Origin of the sequence: Pseudomonas sp. NPDC087697 (genome assembly GCF_044743155.1) — a bacterium.
In the GTDB taxonomy this organism is placed as follows: Bacteria; Pseudomonadota; Gammaproteobacteria; order Pseudomonadales; family Pseudomonadaceae; genus Aquipseudomonas.
Window position 1 is genome coordinate 56,326 of record NZ_JBIUVW010000007.1, and the last position, 17,281, is coordinate 73,606.

Annotated in this window: 15 protein-coding genes; 5 read left to right on the top strand and 10 right to left on the bottom strand. The window is 58.9% G+C overall.

The genetic code is table 11. The annotated features are described in order from the left end of the window. Positions 1-157 precede the first annotated feature (157 nt). Together ACIPIN_RS07620 and ACIPIN_RS07625 are read left to right on the top strand one after the other, a co-directional pair. The gene (locus tag ACIPIN_RS07620; RefSeq protein ID WP_401117160.1) at positions 158-1,252 is read left to right on the top strand and encodes a catalase family peroxidase; all 1,095 of its coding nucleotides are present in this window, start codon (positions 158-160) and stop codon (positions 1,250-1,252) included. Further along, positions 1,249-1,791: a cytochrome b gene (locus ACIPIN_RS07625; RefSeq protein ID WP_401117162.1), complete on the top strand. Its 543-nt coding sequence runs from the start codon at positions 1,249-1,251 to the stop codon at positions 1,789-1,791. The genes ACIPIN_RS07620 and ACIPIN_RS07625 overlap by 4 nt, the downstream gene beginning before the upstream one ends. On the opposite strand, the gene ACIPIN_RS07630 is transcribed toward ACIPIN_RS07625, so the two are convergent. Beyond that, on the bottom strand, positions 1,785-2,999 hold the full coding sequence (locus tag ACIPIN_RS07630; RefSeq protein ID WP_401117163.1) for an MFS transporter: 1,215 nt from the start codon (positions 2,997-2,999) through the stop codon (positions 1,785-1,787). The genes ACIPIN_RS07625 and ACIPIN_RS07630 overlap by 7 nt on opposite strands. A gap of 102 nt (positions 3,000-3,101) precedes the next feature. On the opposite strand from ACIPIN_RS07630, the gene ACIPIN_RS07635 reads away from it, so the two are divergent. Beyond that, on the top strand, positions 3,102-3,548 hold the full coding sequence (locus tag ACIPIN_RS07635) for a winged helix-turn-helix transcriptional regulator (RefSeq protein ID WP_401117165.1): 447 nt from the start codon (positions 3,102-3,104) through the stop codon (positions 3,546-3,548). 42 nt (positions 3,549-3,590) lie between these two features. Here ACIPIN_RS07635 and ACIPIN_RS07640 read toward each other — a convergent pair whose 3' ends face one another. Together ACIPIN_RS07640 and ACIPIN_RS07645 are read right to left on the bottom strand one after the other, a co-directional pair. Further along, positions 3,591-4,742: a M14-type cytosolic carboxypeptidase gene (locus tag ACIPIN_RS07640; protein ID WP_401117167.1), complete on the bottom strand. Its 1,152-nt coding sequence runs from the start codon at positions 4,740-4,742 to the stop codon at positions 3,591-3,593. A 518-nt stretch (positions 4,743-5,260) separates the two neighbouring features. Then, complete coding sequence (locus tag ACIPIN_RS07645) at positions 5,261-5,602, bottom strand: DUF6124 family protein (RefSeq protein ID WP_123426372.1); 342 nt, start codon at positions 5,600-5,602, stop codon at positions 5,261-5,263. Between the two features lie 129 nt (positions 5,603-5,731). Between ACIPIN_RS07645 and ACIPIN_RS07650 the strand changes: the two genes are divergently transcribed. Further along, positions 5,732-6,397, top strand: a complete 666-nt coding sequence (locus ACIPIN_RS07650; protein ID WP_401117169.1) for a LexA family protein — start codon at positions 5,732-5,734, stop codon at positions 6,395-6,397. A gap of 85 nt (positions 6,398-6,482) precedes the next feature. Here the strand turns inward: ACIPIN_RS07650 and ACIPIN_RS07655 are convergent, their stop codons facing one another. The 4 genes from ACIPIN_RS07655 to ACIPIN_RS07670 are packed head-to-tail and all read right to left on the bottom strand — an operon-like array spanning position 6,483 to position 12,043. Continuing rightward, complete coding sequence (locus ACIPIN_RS07655; RefSeq protein WP_401117170.1) at positions 6,483-8,432, bottom strand: acetyl/propionyl/methylcrotonyl-CoA carboxylase subunit alpha; 1,950 nt, start codon at positions 8,430-8,432, stop codon at positions 6,483-6,485. Then, positions 8,432-9,247 (bottom strand): gamma-carboxygeranoyl-CoA hydratase, encoded by an 816-nt coding sequence (locus ACIPIN_RS07660; protein WP_401117172.1) that lies wholly within the window; start codon positions 9,245-9,247, stop codon positions 8,432-8,434. The genes ACIPIN_RS07655 and ACIPIN_RS07660 overlap by 1 nt, the downstream gene beginning before the upstream one ends. A gap of 13 nt (positions 9,248-9,260) precedes the next feature. Beyond that, complete coding sequence (locus ACIPIN_RS07665; RefSeq protein WP_401117174.1) at positions 9,261-10,868, bottom strand: carboxyl transferase domain-containing protein; 1,608 nt, start codon at positions 10,866-10,868, stop codon at positions 9,261-9,263. 11 nt (positions 10,869-10,879) lie between these two features. Beyond that, positions 10,880-12,043, bottom strand: coding sequence for an isovaleryl-CoA dehydrogenase (locus tag ACIPIN_RS07670; RefSeq protein WP_401117176.1), 1,164 nt, complete (start codon positions 12,041-12,043; stop codon positions 10,880-10,882). Positions 12,044-12,295: 252 nt separating this feature from the next. Between ACIPIN_RS07670 and ACIPIN_RS07675 the strand changes: the two genes are divergently transcribed. Beyond that, positions 12,296-13,990 carry an AMP-binding protein gene (locus tag ACIPIN_RS07675; protein WP_401117178.1) on the top strand — a complete coding sequence of 565 codons (1,695 nt, stop codon included), beginning with the start codon at positions 12,296-12,298 and terminating at the stop codon, positions 13,988-13,990. Between the two features lie 632 nt (positions 13,991-14,622). On the opposite strand, the gene ACIPIN_RS07680 is transcribed toward ACIPIN_RS07675, so the two are convergent. The 3 genes from ACIPIN_RS07680 to ACIPIN_RS07690 all read right to left on the bottom strand — a co-directional run bounded on the left by ACIPIN_RS07680 (position 14,623) and on the right by ACIPIN_RS07690 (position 17,171). Further along, positions 14,623-15,522 (bottom strand): hydroxymethylglutaryl-CoA lyase, encoded by a 900-nt coding sequence (locus ACIPIN_RS07680; protein ID WP_401117179.1) that lies wholly within the window; start codon positions 15,520-15,522, stop codon positions 14,623-14,625. 163 nt (positions 15,523-15,685) lie between these two features. Further along, complete coding sequence (locus tag ACIPIN_RS07685; protein WP_401117181.1) at positions 15,686-16,087, bottom strand: MerR family DNA-binding transcriptional regulator; 402 nt, start codon at positions 16,085-16,087, stop codon at positions 15,686-15,688. Positions 16,088-16,235: 148 nt separating this feature from the next. Next, a complete protein-coding gene (locus tag ACIPIN_RS07690) occupies positions 16,236-17,171 on the bottom strand; it encodes a LysR family transcriptional regulator (protein ID WP_401117183.1) in 936 nt (311 codons plus the stop codon). Positions 17,172-17,281: the final 110 nt, after the last annotated feature.

Consider the following 17,281-nt stretch of genomic DNA (forward strand, 5'->3'; position numbering starts at 1 on the left):
GAATGCTGGCTAGTCTTTACGCGTTGGACTAGGGAGACGCCCGGCATTGGAGGTTATTCCAGCGTTGGAAAAATAAAAACCGGGCCATGGAATAAACCTTCGTGGGCTTCGTCTGATTGATCCTTCCCACCGGCGGCCCACGGCCCTGGAGATATTCATGGTTGATCGTTCACCACCGCCACGGCCCGACAAAATTCCCCTGAGCAGCGCGAGCCTGGCCTTGCGTCTGGCCGGTATCGGCGCGGTAGTCGCCGCACTGGCCGGGGCCTTTGCCTACGTCAATGGCTCGTTTGACCCACAGCGTCTGACGCCGAAAGCGCTGGTCGACGTGTTGGAGAAAAACAACGGCGTACACCTGGGGTTTCGGCGTAATCACGCCAAAGGCGTGTGCGTGGTCGGGTATTTCGAAAGCAGCAGTGAGGCGCGCCCGTATTCAACCGCCCAGGTTTTCAGCGCGGTGCGAACGCCAGTCGTGGGGCGTTTTGCGCTGCCCAGTGGCAATCCCTACGCGCCGGACAGCAGCGTACCGATCCGCAGCCTGGCGTTGCGCTTCAAGCAGGCCAACGGTCAGCAATGGCGCACGGGGATGAACAGCATGCCGGTGTTCCCGGTGGGTACACCCGAAGCGTTCTATCAGTTACAACAAGCCCAGACGCCCGATCCGGCCACCGGCAAACCCAATCCTGCCAGCGTGCCAGCGTTTTTCGCTGCACACCCGGAAACCGCGCCTTTCCTGCAATGGGTCAAGACCGCCAAGCCGTCGGCCAGTTACGCGACCGAGACCTACAACGGCATCAATGCGTTTTATCTGGTCAACGCGGCAGGCCAGCGTCAGGCGGTGCGGTGGAGCGTGGTTCCCGTGGCGCAAGACGCGGCGGGCACCAACGCCGCCCCTGACGGTGCGGACTTCCTCGAAAAGGAGCTGCTCCAGCGCTTGAAGACCGGGCCGCTGCGTTGGCAGCTGAATATCACGCTGGCCGCGCCTGCTGACCCGACCAACGACGCCAGCAAGGCCTGGCTGGGTGAGCGCACGGTCTTGAACGCCGGGACCCTGGTGCTGGAAAGCACTCAGGCGCAAAACGACGGTGAGTGCCGCGACATCAACTACGACCCGTTGGTATTGCCGAGCGGCATCGAGGGTTCCGATGATCCGTTGCTGGCCGCACGTTCGGCGGCTTATGCCAGTTCTTATCTGCGTCGTACCCATGAAGTCAGCCAGTTGCCCACCGCCAAACAGGAGTCGCCACAATGAGCGCGCAACCTCATCATTTCGCTCCACTGGCGCGGCTGTTGCACTGGCTGATGGCCGTGATGATCATCGCCATGCTGTTTATCGGTGCCGGCATGGTTGCGTCAGTGTCCGAACGCCATGAATGGTTGATCCATCTGCACAAGCCGTTGGGCGTGGCGATTTTGCTGTTGGTGATCGTGCGGCTGTTTGTGCGCTTCTCGACCCGCCAACCGCCGCTGCCGACAGACTTGCCGGGCTGGCAAGTGCTGGCGGCCAAGGCATCGCATGTGCTGCTTTACGCCTTGATGCTGATCCTGCCGTTGCTGGGCTGGGCGATGATTTCGGCGGCGGGGGATCCGGTGATGCTCGGCAGTTCGTGGCAACTGCCCTCGATTGTGCCAGCGAATGCGCTGCTGTTTGCCTTCCTGCGCACGGCTCATGGTTATCTGGCGTACCTGCTGTTTCTGACCGTTCTGTCGCACCTGGCAGCGGCGTTGTTCCATGGCTGGGTGCGGCGTGATGGGGTGTTGGACAGCATGCTGCACGGCAAGGATCACTGATCGGCCGGCACGGCGCAGCGCTCGGGTGCGCCGCTTTTCAGTGTCAGCAGCCAATAGACCAGCGCCACGGCGTTGATCCCCGCGCCCAGCCAGCAGACGCCCAGCCAACCGGCCCATGCATAGATCGCTGTCGAACCGATGGAACCCAGAGCGCTGCCTATCGAGTAGAACAGCATGTAGCCTGCAGTCAGCCGACTTTGGGCTTCGGGCCGTACGCTGTAGATCATGCTTTGGCTGGTCACGTGCACGGCCTGCAAGCCGAGATCGAAGGCGATCACTCCCAGCAGCAATGCCCAGAGTGACGATTGGGTCAGACCGATCGGCAGCCATGAGGCGAGCATCAACAGCAGCGACAGTCCGCTGGTCCAGTGGCCCAGGCCGCGATCAGCCAGATGCCCGGCGCGTGCGGCGGCCAAGGCACCGGCGGCACCGGCCAGTCCGAACAAGCCGATTTCACTGTGGGACAGTGACAAGGGCGGCTCGCTCAGCGGCAGCACCATCGGCGTCCACAGGACCATGGCACTGGCGAATGTCAGCAGGGCGAGAGTGGCGCGCTGACGCAGCACGGCTTCTTCTTTGAACAGAACGAACACTGAGCCGATCAGACTCCAATAGCGGCTGGCCGGTTGGGTTTGTTCGCGTTTGGGCAATACCTGAAACAACAGCAGCGCCATCAGCAGTGTCAAACCGGCCGACAACACATAGATCGAGCGCCAGCCGGCCAGATCCGCCATCGCACCGGAAACCGTTCGGGCCAGCAGAATACCGACCACGATCCCGCTGGTCACCACGCCCACCACCCGGCCGCGCTCATCAGGCACCGCCAATGTGGAGGCGTAAGCCACCAACACCTGAGTGACCACCGCCAACAGACCGGTCAGGGCCATGCCGATCAACAGCCAGAGGCTGCTCGGGGCCAGGGCGATCATCAGCAAGGCGACGGACGAGAGCAGTGTCTGAGTCACGATCAGACGTCGGCGATTGAGCAGGTCGCCCAGCGGCACCAACAACAGCAAGCCCAGGCCATAACCGACTTGGGTCAGGGTCACGACGATGCCGATAGTCGCGGGGTCCATGTCAAACGCTTGGGCCATGGCGTCCAATAGTGGCTGGGCGTAATAGACATTGCCGACTGCCAGCCCGCAGGCGATGGCGAACAGTAGAACGACGCCGCTGCTGAGGTGCGTAGAGGGATGGGAGGGTTTCATGCCGGACTCCGAATGTGGTTTCAAATTAAAACCAGTTGTACGGTAGAGAGACTGGTTTTATATTGCAACCACATTTTCTGCTGTCAGCCTGCGAGTTCAATCATGGTCAAACGCACAACCTTTGCTGATGCCGAGTGCCCGGTCGCGCGTTCGCTGGACGCCATCGGCGACTGGTGGTCATTGCTGATCGTGCGCGATGCCTTCGACGGCATTCGGCGTTTCGGCGAGTTCCAGCGCAGCCTCGGCATGGCCAAGAACATATTGTCTGCGCGCCTGCGCTCGCTGGTGGCCCACGGGATTTTTGACGTGGTCCCGGCATCGGACGGCAGCGCCTATCAGGAATATGTGCTGACGGAAAAAGGGCAGGGCCTGTTCACCCTGATCATCGGCTTGCGACAGTGGGGCGAGGCGTTTTTCTTTGAGGCGGGGGAGCCGCATTCGCGGATGGTGGATCGCGAGAAGGGTCAGCCAATCAGGCTTTTGGAGTTGCGTTCCGAGGATGGGCGTTTGCTCGGGCCAGAGGATTGTCGGCGTATCCCCGTCGAGTGAAAAATGGCTGCACGCCTATGGGCATGCAGCCATTGAGCGACATCAGCGCAACATCCCAACCATCTCCGCCACCGTCGACAACACATCCTTACCCAACTGCATCGAACGTTTGCCGGACCAGCCGGTGCGCGCATTCGGTGCGTCATTGTTGTCCTTGAACGGCATTTCAAGGGTCAGCGACAGGCAATCGAATTTCTCGCCGACGCTATTGCAAGCCAGTTTCATGTTGGCCTGACCCGGCAGATCGCGGGTGTAGCCGTGGGTGGTCTGGAAGTCGCGGGTCAGGTGTTTCAGATGACTGCGGAAGTGTTCTTCGAGTTTCGCGATTCGTGGCGTGTAACCCGGGTTGCCTTCGCAGCCAGCGGTGAATACGTAGGGGATTTCTTCATCGCCGTGGATATCGAGGAACAGGTCGACGCCGTACTTCTCCATCTGCTGCTGAACGAAGAATACTTCCGGGCTGATTTCCTGGCTCGCGCTCTGCCAGGCGCGGTTGAGGTCCTGGCCCATGGCATTGGTGCGCAAGTGGCCATGAAAGGCGCCATCCGGGTTCATGTTCGGGACCAGATACAGATCGGCACTGGCCAGCAGTTTGTTCAACTCAGGGTCAATGTGCTGTTGCAGGCGCTCGATGACACCTTCCATGAACCATTCGGCCATGTGTTCGCCAGGATGCTGCTGGGCGATGATCCAGACCTTGCGCTGGCCTTCGGCGCCGCTACCTTTGCGCAGCAGTTGAATATCGCGACCTTCGACGCTTTTGCCGGTGGCCAGCAGTTCGGTGCCAGCCTTGCCCAGCGCTTGCTCGATCAGCCAGTCATGGCGTCCGCGGCTGTAGGGTTCAAAGTAGGCGAACCAGGCGTGAGTCTCGGTGGCTTCCAGGCTGAAGCGCAGGCAGTCACCTTCAAAGATCGTCGGTACGCGGAACCAGTTCACGTGGTCATATGAGGCCACCGCCTGGTAACCGTCCCATGCCTTGTTGTAGGAGGATTTACTGGCGTTGTTCAGTCGAAACCAATGTTCCTGGCCGACGTGCAGACCACTGGCCTTGAAGTGAAACCATTGGAAATGCTGACTGCGGGTGTCTGGTTTGATGGCCAGCAAGGCCTGTAACGGATTGCTGAGGTCCAGCACCTCGATGTTGCCGCTGTCGAAGTTGGCGGTGATATCAAAGGAGCGGTGAGCCACGGTCATAATCTATTCCTGAGTATGATTTTTATGGCTGTTACTTTACACGCAAGGGGGTGAAAACCGAGGGCAATTTACGGGGGGATAAACGGGGGGCGTCGTCCTTGACGCAGCCGCAGCTTAGTGTTTATGCGATTGATTCTCAAGTGCTATTTTTTGCTGCCTAAAGCCCGTACTTGAACGGTCTGTTGCAAAAAGATGCTCTTTTGATATCATCCGCGCCATCGAATTTAGCAGCACCAGTCTTCATTAGCCTGAAGCCATAGCCAGAATAACTGGCAAAAAAAGACCCGGCAAAAAGCCGGGTCAAAAACCGTGATTAGCCTGATGAGGAGATATTCCAGGAGTCCGACCTAAGGTCTCTTGGTCTATCGACTGATTTCGCGATCAGCTGCATGCAATAATAATCATTATCATTTGCAAGTCAAATGTTTTCATCCGCCTCATTGGAAAATTTTTCCTGTGGCTTTCCCAAACGTCTGCGGCTTGAGTCGAATCGCAGCGTTCACTTCGATTTTTCCTGTTCAATCTTTCTGGTCTCCGTCCAGGGACCTGTCCACCATGGCCTTGGCCATGTCGATCATGTGTACCACTGAAAACGCCAGATCGCGGCTTGCGCCATGCAGGTTGTCTGCCGACTCATAAGCAGTCGCGGCTGCACAGCGCAGCAAGTCCGACGCATGGACCAGAGCTTCTTCACTGCTGATGTTACGGTTTACATCGAAGAATCGTTCCGCGACTTCGAATTCTGAAACAGTTGGTTTCAAGTAATAGTCGAGGGCGCGCTGGGCGGCTGCACAGCCTTTGAGCGAGGTGAAATTCGCGTCGATTTCCGGTTCAGTCGTGTCTTTGCGGGTGATATCCATGCTGGGTATTGCTCCGTGGGTGGGGCGAATGAGTAATCTGAATCCTAGTACTAAATGTATTCATGACGAAAAATTAAATACTACAATGTGTGTGTTGAGGGTCCGACCACGCGAAGTATTGTTCCGCCCATGGATAAATGGATTGAGTTGGTCAAGGCCAAGATGAGTGAACTCAAAATCACTCAGGAAAAGCTCGCAGAGCGCCTCGCAATGTCTCAGGGTGGCGTCGGCCATTGGCTGAACAAACGTCGCCAGCCCAGCCTCGAGGACATGAACCGGGTGCTTCAGGAGTTGGGGTTGGGGTTTCTCGAAGTCGCCCTGGTGATCAGGGAGCCCGAGATTGCGCAGGACGATGCGCAAGAGGGCGATTACGAAGTGTCGCTGGCGCAAAAGTACAACCCGTACTTCCGCTACCCGGTCAGTGATTGGCGTGGCATTGGCGAAGTGCGCGAGCCCGCACCGGCCGCTTACACCAAGGGCCGCTACGAGTTATCGGATTATCACGCCCAAGGTCCGGCGTTCTGGCTGGTGGTGGTCGGCGATGCGATGACTGCGCCGAGCGGTATCAGTATTGCGCAAGACATGCTGATTCTGGTCGACCCGGCGGTTGAAGCCGTGCCCGGCAAACTGGTGATTGTGCAGTGGTCCGACAGCGCCGAAGCGACTTTTCGCAAGCTGATAGAAGAGGGCGGGCAACGCTATCTCGTGCCGCTGAATCCGACTTACCCGAAGGCCCTGTTTACCGACGAGTGCCGAATCATTGGTGTGGTGGTGCAGGCAACGGCCAAGTTCTAGGCTCTGTACGAAAACTGCCTGCGCGTTTTCGTACAGACCCTAGTCAAACAGGTCCTACGGCGTAGGACCTGTCATCAGACCGCGACTATTCCAACTCCACCAGCGCGCTGCCTTCGTTGACCATCTCGCCTTCCTGGCAATACAAGGTTTTGACCACGCCAGCATGGGGCGCACGAATGCTGTGCTCCATTTTCATCGCCTCCAGTACCACCAGTTGCGCACCGGCTTCGACCGTTTGCCCCGGTTCCACCAGTACTCGCACAATGCTGCCATTCATCGGAGCGGTCAGGCCACCCTGATGACTATGGCTGGCTTCCACAGCGGCAATAGGGTCGTAAGTCTTGATGCAGCGCAGCTCACCTTCCCATTGCAGGTAGATGTTTTCGCCATGGCGGATTGCGCGATGTTGACGGCGCAAGCCGTGATGCTCGACCAGCAGCTGCTCACCATTGAGCTCGGCGTTGCGTGTGTCGGCCGGGGTCAGGGTGATTGCCCGGTCTTGCCCTTCGCAACTCAAGTGCAGCGTGATTTCTGCCGGCAACCCGGCACGGAAACCGTTGCCAACGGCCCATGGCGAACTCGGGTCATCAGTGCGTACGGTGTGTGCCTGGCTTTGCGCAAAGGCTTGAGCGGCAGCCTGCCAGAATTCATCGCTGAGTTCGTTTGGCGCTGGCAGCAATTGTTCCTGATAGCGTGGGATGAATCCGGTATCCAGTTCAGCCGCAGCGAAGGCCGGGTGACCGACGATTCTGCGCAGAAAGCTGATGTTGGTTTTCAGTCCGCCAATGGCAAACTCATCCAGCATGCTCAGCAGCCGCAGACGTGCCTGCTCGCGGTCCTCGCCCCAGGCGATGAGCTTGCCGAGCATCGGATCGTAGAACGGCGAAATGCTGTCGCCTTCCTCGACACCGCTATCGACGCGTCGGCCCGGACCTGCCGCTGACTCGCGGTACAACGCCAAGTGGCCGGTGGCCGGCAGAAAATCATTGCTTGGGTCTTCGGCATACAAGCGCACTTCAATCGCATGGCCGATCAACGGCACCTGCGCCTGAGTCATTGGCAGCGGCTCGCCTTGGGCGACGCGAATCTGCCAGGCGACCAGATCAAGGCCGGTGATGGCTTCAGTGACCGGGTGCTCGACCTGCAGGCGAGTGTTCATCTCCATGAAGAAGAACTCGCCGCGCGAATCCAGCAGAAACTCAACGGTGCCTGCGCCGACATAACCGATAGCCTGCGCCGCACGGACTGCCGCTTCACCCATGGCTTTGCGCAGTTCCGTGCTCAGGCCGGGCGCCGGGGCTTCTTCGACGACTTTCTGGTGACGACGTTGAATCGAGCAATCGCGTTCGTTGAGATACAGGCAGTTACCGTGCTGATCAGCGAAGACCTGGATTTCCACATGACGTGGTTTGAGCAGGTACTTTTCCACCAGCATCCGTGAGTCGCCGAATGAAGACAGGGCTTCACGCTGCGCCGAGGCCAGGGCTTCGGCCAACTGGCTGACGTCCTCGACCACTTTCATGCCTTTGCCGCCGCCACCAGCCGTTGCTTTGAGCAGCACCGGATAGCCGATGCGTTCGGCGGCGTCGCGGAAGGTTTCCAGGTCCTGGGCTTCGCCGTGATAACCCGGCACCAGCGGTACACCTGCGGTTTCCATCAGGGCTTTGGCGGCGGATTTGCTGCCCATGGCGTCGATGGCCGAAGCGGGTGGGCCGAGGAAAATCAAACCGGCGGCTTCAATGGCGCGGGCGAACCCGGCGTTTTCCGAGAGGAAGCCATAACCTGGATGAATTGCCTGGGCGCCACTGGCCTTGGCGGCAGCGAGCAGTTTGTCGATTTGCAGGTAACTGTCAGCAGCTTTGCTGCCGCCCAGATCGACGCGAATGTCCGCTTCGCGACTGTGCCGCGCGTCACGGTCGGTGGCGCTGTGCACGGCCACGGTGGTCAGGCCCAATGCCTTGGCGGTGCGCATTACCCGGCAGGCGATTTCGCCACGGTTGGCCACCAGCAAGGTGGTGAGAACAGGGGCGCTCATCAACGCGGCTCCTTGGTGATGGATTCGGGCTGCCAGCTTGGCGGACGTTTTTGCAGGAACGCCCGTAGGCCTTCCTGACCTTCAGGGCTGACGCGAATTCGGGCAATGGCGTTTTCGGTATAGCGCCGCAGCGCCGGGGTCAGCTCACCGTTGCCGACTTCGCGTAACAAGTCCTTGCTGGTGCGCATGGCCTGAGGGCTGTTGAGCAACAGATTACTGATCCAGCGCTCGATCTGCGGCTCAAGCTCAGTGGTCGGATAGCTTTCGCTGAGCAGACCGATTTCTTGAGCGCGTTGGCCGCTGAAGCGTTCAGCGGTCAGCGCATAACGGCGTGCTGCACGTTCGCCGATGGCTTGCACAACAAACGGGCTGATCACCGCGGGTGCCAGACCGATGCGCACTTCTGACAGACAAAACTGCGCGTCATCGGCACCAATCGCCATGTCGCAGCAACTGATCAAGCCCAGTGCGCCGCCATAGGCCGCACCTTGTACCACCGCCAGCGTCGGGATCTTCAGCTTGGCCAGGTTGTACATCAGCTCTGCCAGTTCGCGGGCGTCGTCGAGGTTGGTGTGGTAATCGAGTTCGGCCGATTGCTGCATCCACGCAAGGTCAGCGCCAGCACTGAAATGCTTGCCGCGCCCGCGCACCAGAAGAAAACGCAGGCTCGGGTCGCTCTGGACCTTGTCCAGCGCAAGGATCAGTTCGCGGATCATTTCGGCGTTGAAGGCGTTGTTCTTTGCCTCGCGACTCAACCACAGCGTGGCGAAACCACGCGGGTCGGTCAGCAGTTCCAGGGTGTTGAAGTCGCTCATGGTTTTCTCCAGATCACATCCGGAACACGCCGAAGCGGCTCGGTTCGATAGGTGCATTCAACGATGCGGACAAGGCCAGAGCCAGTACGTCGCGGGTTTGCGCCGGGTCAATGACGCCGTCGTCCCACAAGCGGGCGCTGGAGTAGTAGGGGTGGCCCTGTTCTTCGTACTGATCGAGGATCGGTTGCTTGATCTCGGCTTCTTGAGCGGCAGAAAAAGGATGACCGCTACGTTCAGCCTGTTCGCGCTTGACTTGTACCAGCACGCCCGCGGCTTGCTCGGCGCCCATCACGCCGATTCGCGCGTTTGGCCACATCCACAGGAACCGCGGATCGTAGGCCCTTCCGCACATGCCGTAGTTACCGGCGCCGAAGCTGCCGCCGATGATCACGGTAAATTTCGGCACCTTGGCGCAGGCCACGGCGGTAACCAGTTTTGCGCCGTGCTTGGCGATGCCGCCGGCCTCGTATTTCTGACCGACCATGAAGCCGGTGATGTTTTGCAGGAACAGCAATGGAATCCCGCGCTGGCAGGCCAGTTCGATGAAGTGCGCGCCTTTCTGCGCGGCTTCGGCGAAGAGGATGCCGTTGTTGGCGAGAATCGCGATCGGGTAGCCGTGCAAATGCGCGAAGCCACAGACCAGCGTCGTACCAAACAGCGCTTTGAATTCATCGAACACCGAACCGTCGACCAGACGCGCGATGACTTCACGTACATCGAACGGCTGCTTGGCATCGGCCGGCACTACGCCGTACAGCTCATCGCTGGCGAACAATGGGGCGATCGGCGTGCGTTGCTGCAACTCGCCGAGCTTGCGCCAGTTGAGGTTGGCCACGCTGCGCCGAGCCAGCGCCAGCGCGTGTTCGTCGCTGTCGGCATAGTGGTCGGCCACGCCGGAAATCTTGCAGTGCACATCGGCACCGCCAAGGTCTTCGGCGCTGACGATTTCACCGGTTGCGGCTTTCACCAGCGGCGGGCCGGCGAGGAAAATCGTCGCCTGTTGACGGACCATGATCGCTTCGTCGGCCATGGCCGGCACATAGGCGCCACCGGCGGTGCAAGAGCCCATGACCACGGCGATCTGCGGAATGCCCATAGCGCTCATGTTGGCCTGGTTGAAGAAGATCCGGCCGAAGTGTTCACGGTCCGGGAACACTTCATCCTGACGCGGCAGGTTGGCGCCGCCGGAGTCCACCAGATAGATGCACGGCAGGCGATTTTGTTGGGCGATGGTCTGGGCGCGCAGGTGTTTTTTCACCGTCAGCGGGTAATACGAACCGCCTTTCACCGTCGCGTCGTTGGCGACGATCATGCATTCGACGCCTTCGACCCGGCCGATGCCGGCGATCACCCCGGCTGCCGGCACGTCTTCGCCATAGACTTCATAAGCCGCCAGTTGGCTGATTTCCAGAAAGGGCGAACCAGGATCGAGGAGGCGATTGATCCGCTCACGGGGCAGCAACTTGCCGCGTGAGGTATGCCGTTCCTGAGCCTTGGCGCCGCCGCCTTGCTGGACCTGAGCGAGCAAGGTGTGCAGCGCGTCGACCTGGGCAAGCATTGCCGCGCTGTTGCTGGCGAACTCCGCTGAACGGGGGTTGAGCTGGGTATGCAGGATTGCCATGGACAGCTCCGTTAGCGGGTTTCGTTGAAGAGTTCGCGACCGATCAGCATGCGACGAATCTCACTGGTGCCCGCGCCGATTTCATACAGCTTGGCGTCACGCAGCAGACGGCCTGCCGGGAATTCGTTGATGTAGCCGTTGCCACCCAGAATCTGGATCGCATCGAGGGCCATTTGCGTGGCGCACTCGGCGCTGTAGAGGATCACCCCGGCAGCGTCCTTGCGGGTGGTTTCGCCGCGCTCGCAAGCTTGGGCCACGGCGTACAGGTAGGCGCGGCTGGCATTGAGTTGGGTGTACATGTCGGCGACTTTACCCTGGATCAGCTGGAATTCGCCGATGCTTTGGCCGAACTGTTTGCGGTCGTGGATGTACGGGACAATTAGGTCCATGCAGGCCTGCATGATCCCGGTTGGCCCGCCGGAGAGCACCACGCGCTCGTAGTCGAGGCCGCTCATCAGCACTTTCACGCCACCGTTCAGAATGCCGAGGATGTTTTCTTCCGGGACTTCAACGTCGTCGAAGAACAGCTCGCACGTGTTCGAACCGCGCATGCCGAGCTTGTCGAATTTGTTGCTGCGGTTGAAGCCTTTCGAGTCGCGTTCGACGATGAATGCGGTGATGCCATGGGCGCCTTTTTCCAGGTCAGTTTTGGCGTAGATCACGTAGGTATTGGCGTCCGGGCCGTTGGTGATCCAGGTCTTGCTGCCGTTGAGCACGTAATGGTCGCCACGTTTGTCGGCGCGCAGTTTCATCGACACCACGTCGGAGCCAGCGTTCGGTTCGCTCATGGCCAGGGCGCCGATGTGTTCGCCGCTGATCAGCTTGGGCAGGTACTTGGTTTTTTGTTCGTGATTGCCGTTGCGGTTGATCTGGTTGACGCAGAGGTTGGAGTGCGCGCCGTAGGAAAGGGCGACCGACGCCGAACCGCGGCTGATTTCTTCCATGGCCACCACGTGAGCCAGATAGCCCAGACCGGCACCGCCGTATTCTTCTGGAACGGTAATCCCCAGCAACCCCATGTCACCGAATTTGCGCCACAGGTCAGCAGGGAACAGGTTGTCGATATCGATCTGTGCTGCGCGCGGGGCGATCTCTTTGGTAACAAAGGCGCGCACCTGGTCACGCAGCATGTCGATGGTTTCGCCTAGGGCAAAGTTCAGAGTCGGATAGCTCATGGGGGCACCTTCAAACTTGTTTTTATAAATGGAGATTCGGCCTGCGAAGTACGCCGAATCGGCTGTCACCTTTACGTTAACGTAAGCCTGTGACGAATGGCTGTCAATCACCCTTTACGTTAACGTCAACTTGAGCGACTCTGTAGGAGCCGAGCTTGCTCGCGATGAACGATAGGGCGGACTTTCAGCTAAACCGCGGCGGTCCTATCGCAGGCAAGCCTCGCTCCTACAAAAAAGACAATAGGGGTCGTCATGGATCAACACAGTGCTCACCCACAGCACAGCTACAGCCGTGGCTCGCAGGACAAAGCCTTGCTGGCGATGACCATTGGTCAGGCGTTCGATAACACCGTCGCGAAGTATCCGCAGGGCGAAGCATTGGTGGTGCGTCATCAGCAACTTCGCTTTAGCTGGACGCAATTGGCCGAAACCGTCGATTTGCACGCCAGAGCATTGCTGGCGCTGGGCTTGCAGACCGGCGACCGTCTCGGCATCTGGGCACCAAACTGTGCGCAGTGGTGCATCAGCCAGTTCGCCAGCGCGAAAATCGGGGTGATTCTGGTCAACATCAATCCGGCCTACCGCAGTTCCGAACTTGAGTACGCGCTGAAACAGTCCGGTTGCCAATGGCTGGTGTGTGCCGGCTCGTTCAAGACTTCCGATTACCACGCGATGCTCCAAGGTCTGGTGCCGGAACTGGCCGAGCAATCCATTGGTCGCTTGCAGTCCGAACGCCTGCCGGATTTGCGCGGTGTGATCAGCCTCGATGCGCAGCCGCCATCAGGTTTCCTGCCGTGGTCGCAACTGGCAGATCTCGGTGCCGGGGTGCCGGTCGAACAGCTCAAGGCGCGCCAAAACAGTCTGCATTTCGATCAGGCGGTGAACATTCAATACACCTCAGGTACCACTGGTTTCCCCAAGGGCGCGACCCTCAGTCACTACAACATCCTCAACAACGGTTACATGGTTGGCGAGAGCCTCGGGCTGACCGCCAATGATCGTCTGGTGATTCCGGTTCCGCTGTATCACTGCTTCGGCATGGTCATGGGTAATTTGGGTTGCGTCACCCATGGCAGCACCATGATTTACCCCAACGATGCGTTCGACCCATTGTTAACGCTGACCACCGTTGCGCAAGAGAAAGCCACCGCGTTGTACGGTGTGCCCACCATGTTCATCGCCATGCTCGATCAACCGCGCCGTGCAGAGTTTGACCTGTCGACGCTGCGTACCGGGATCATGGCCGGGGCGACCTGTCCGATTGAAGTCATGCGCCGGGTCATCAGCGAAATGCACATGAGCGAAGTGCAGATTGCCTACGGCATGACGGAAACCAGTCCGGTGTCGTTACAGACCGGTCCGTCAGATGACCTGGAGTTGCGTGTCACCACGGTCGGCCGCACCCAGCCGCAGCTGGAAAGCAAAATCATCGATGAGGCGGGCAATACCGTGCCCCGTGGGACCATCGGTGAGCTGTGCACCCGCGGTTACAGTGTGATGCTTGGTTACTGGAACAACCCGCAGGGCACGGCCGAAGCGATCGATCAGGCTGGCTGGATGCACACCGGCGATCTGGCGACCATGAACGAGGACGGCTACGTCTGCATCGCCGGGCGTAACAAGGACATGATCATTCGCGGTGGTGAGAATATTTACCCGCGTGAGCTGGAAGAGTTTTTCTTCACTCATCCGGCAGTGGCGGATGTGCAGATCATCGGCATTCCCTGCGAGAAATACGGTGAGGAGATCGTTGCCTGGATCAAGTTTCATCCAGGCCATAGCGTTAGCGAACAGGAGCTGCAAACCTGGTGCAAGGAGCGCATCGCGCACTTCAAGACACCGCGTTACTTCAAGTTCGTTGAGGAGTTTCCGATGACCGTGACCGGCAAGATCCAGAAGTTCCGGATGCGCGAGATCAGTATCGAGGAGTTACGCGATAAACCGTAGGAGCAAGGCTTGCCCGCGATGAACGATGACGCGGTTTCCCTGTTGGATCGAGGCGTTTCCATCGCGGGCAAGCCTTGCTCCTACAGGTTTGGCCAAACGCCAGAAAGCACAAAGGGGAGCCGAAGCTCCCCTTTAATTTGTCGTTGCGTGCTCTTTTTTTATTATTAAGGGGCGGTCTGTTGTTGTTTTTGGCAACCGTGACCCTTTACAGCTGTTTTGGGCGACCCCCATCCGGGGTCAAGAGCAAACGTATTTTTTTGAGCGCTGATCTGCCTTTTCGCCAAGCGATCCAACCAGTTCGGGAGCTACCTGAAGGTAGTTTTATTGTTCTCTGCCCGGTTGCGGGTTACTGCAAGCAGCACCCTGAAAAGCACACCTTCTCCAAAAAAATCTGTTAGCTGCGTCTCTGCCGTGTTGTTTTTGTTATGTCAGAGTCGTTACGTCTTATTTTTATTTGGTTTGCTGCTTTTTATTCTTGTTATGCCATAGAGATAGCAGAAGCCATGCCAATTTTATAAAATCCTTTAAAATCAACGATTTAATATTTTGTAGGATGATTCGCTCATAAAAATTCAGTCAGATTGTTTCCGTGTTACTCGTTTTGTTGAGGGGGCGGTAACACCCCCGACACATCACTTCGCGCTACGGGCCTTCGCCACGCGTGAACCGGTAGGGCGACCCAGCACGGTGCAGATCTGCTGGCCGGCCAGAATCAGTTTCTCCATGTCGACACCGGTCTCTATGCCCAGCCCGTTGAGCAGGTACAGCACGTCTTCGGTGGCGACATTACCGCTGGCGCCTTTGGCGTACGGGCAGCCGCCAAGGCCGGCGATGGAACTGTCGAACACCGCGATCCCTTCCAGCAGGCTGGCGTAGATGTTGGCCATGGCCTGACCGTAGGTATCATGGAAATGCCCGGCCAGTTTGTCCCGTGGTACATCGGCTGAAACCACTTCGAACATCTTGCGTGTCGCGCCCGCGGTGCCAGTGCCGATGGTGTCACCGAGGGAGACTTCGTAGCAGCCCATGGCGTACAACTCGCGTGCGACCCTCGCGACTTGCTCTGGTGCCACGTTACCTTCGTAAGGGCAGCCGAGCACGCAAGACACGTAACCGCGCACGCTGACCCCGTGTTGTCTGGCGGCCTCCATGATCGGCGCGAAACGCTCCAGGCTTTCGCTGATCGAGCAATTGATATTGCGTTGCGAGAAGGCTTCGGACGCGGCGGCGAACACCGCGACCTCCTTGACCCCAGCCGCGATCGCGTCTTCGAACCCGCGCAGGTTCGGCGCCAGCGCACCGTAGGTCACGCCGGGCTTGCGCTGGATCTGCGCGAAAACCTCGGCCGAGCCGGCCATTTGCGGCACCCATTTGGGCGACACGAAACTGCCGACTTCTATATAGCCAAGGCCTGCGGCACTGAGTGCATCGACCAACTGCACCTTGTCCGCGACGCTGATGGGTTGGGCTTCGTTCTGCAGACCATCGCGTGGGCCGACTTCGATCAGGCGTACGTGGGTGGGGAGGGACATGGCAATGGACCTGTTGTGATTATTTGAATGTTCAGAGAGCCTTAGTGGGAGCGGGCTTGCTTGCGAAAGCGGTCGGTCAGTCAATTTCAATGTTGAATGTAAGTCTGCTTTCGTCGGATCGCCGCCCGGAGCAAGCCCGCTCCCACTCTGGATTTTCTGACGGCTATTGGACCGCCTGCTGGCTCTTGATCGTTTGTTCCAGCGCCTGAACACAGCGCTCTTCGGCGGTGTCGAGTTCCAGTTTCATCTGCTCGATGTCCAGCAGTTGCTGCTCAAGCTGTTCACGACGTTCGGTGATTTTCGCCAGCATGCTGTGCAACTGTTTCTGATTGCCGCTGGTGGGGTCGTAGAGTTCGATCAGTTCGCGGCATTCGGCCAAGGAAAAGCCGATGCGCTTGCCACGCAGGATCAGCTTCAGGCTGACCTTGTCGCGTGGCGAGTAGATGCGTTCCTGGCCGCGGCGTTCGGGGCTGAGCAGGCCTTGCTCTTCGTAAAAACGAATGGCGCGGGTGGTGATGTCGAGCTCGCGGGCGAGGTCGGAAATACTGTAGGTCTGGCTGCTCATGGGCGCGCTCGAAAAAGAGGTCATGGCGCTAAGCTAATTCCAGGTTGACGTGAACGTCAAGCTGGAAAAGATCGCAGCCTGCGGCAGCTCCTACAGGGGATCGTATTCCAACGTAGGAGTTGCCGCAGGCTGCGATCTTTTGATCTTCTCAAGCCAACGGCTTATCCAGCTTCTTCTCATGCGCCGTCACTTGCTGGCACAACTCGATCATCTGCTCGCGCATCCAGCGGTTGGCCGGGTCCTGGTCGGTGCTTTCGTGCCAGTAGAGGTGGGTTTCCACCGGCGGCACATCGTTGACCGGCAGATTAAAGGCGTGCAGATCATGACGTCGGGCGAAACGCTCTGGCACGGTCATCACCATATCGGTCTGCTGCAACACTTGGGAGGCCATCAGATAATGCTGCGAACGCAGGGCGATCTTGCGCTGGATGCCCATTTTGCCCAAGGCCAGGTCGACATAGCCCAGGCCGCTACGACGGCTGGAAATGTGCACATGGGTCAGTGACAGGTAGTCGTCGAGGCTGAACTTTTCCTTGCTCGCCATGGGATGGCCCTTGCGCATGGCACACACGTAGCGATCTTCCATCAACTTGACGTGGCGCACTTGCGGGTCGGTGTTGAGCGGGGCATCGACGGCAAAGTCCAGGCGGCCAGCGGCGAGCTCCTTGGTGGTCTCGCGGCGTTTGGACAGGAAACTCTCGATGATCACCGTCGGCGCCAGCCGTCGCAGGCGCTGGAACAGCGGCGGCAGGATCACCGCTTCGGTGAGGTCGGTCATGCTGATGCGGTAGGTCTTGACCGCCTGCAGCGGGTTGAAAATCCGGCTTTCCTGCACCGATACCCGCAATAGCGACAGCGCGTTACGTACCGGGCCGATGATGTTTTGCGCCATGGGCGTAGGCACCATGCCCTGGGCTGTACGCACGAACAACGGGTCGTTGAAGGTCTCGCGCAGTCGGGCCAGAGCGTTCGACACCGCCGGCTGGGTAATGCCGACAATCTGCCCGGCGCGGGTCAGGTTGGCTTCGGTATAGATCGCGTCAAAAACGATGAAAAGGTTGAGGTCGACCTTGCTTAGATTCATGGCGTTTCGCTCTTGGCTTTTGTTATAGGAGCAGGTGGGCTCGATCAGCCGATCATATATCGGTGATGAATGTTAATACACGCCGAGAATAGGCTAGGTAAATTTTCGTA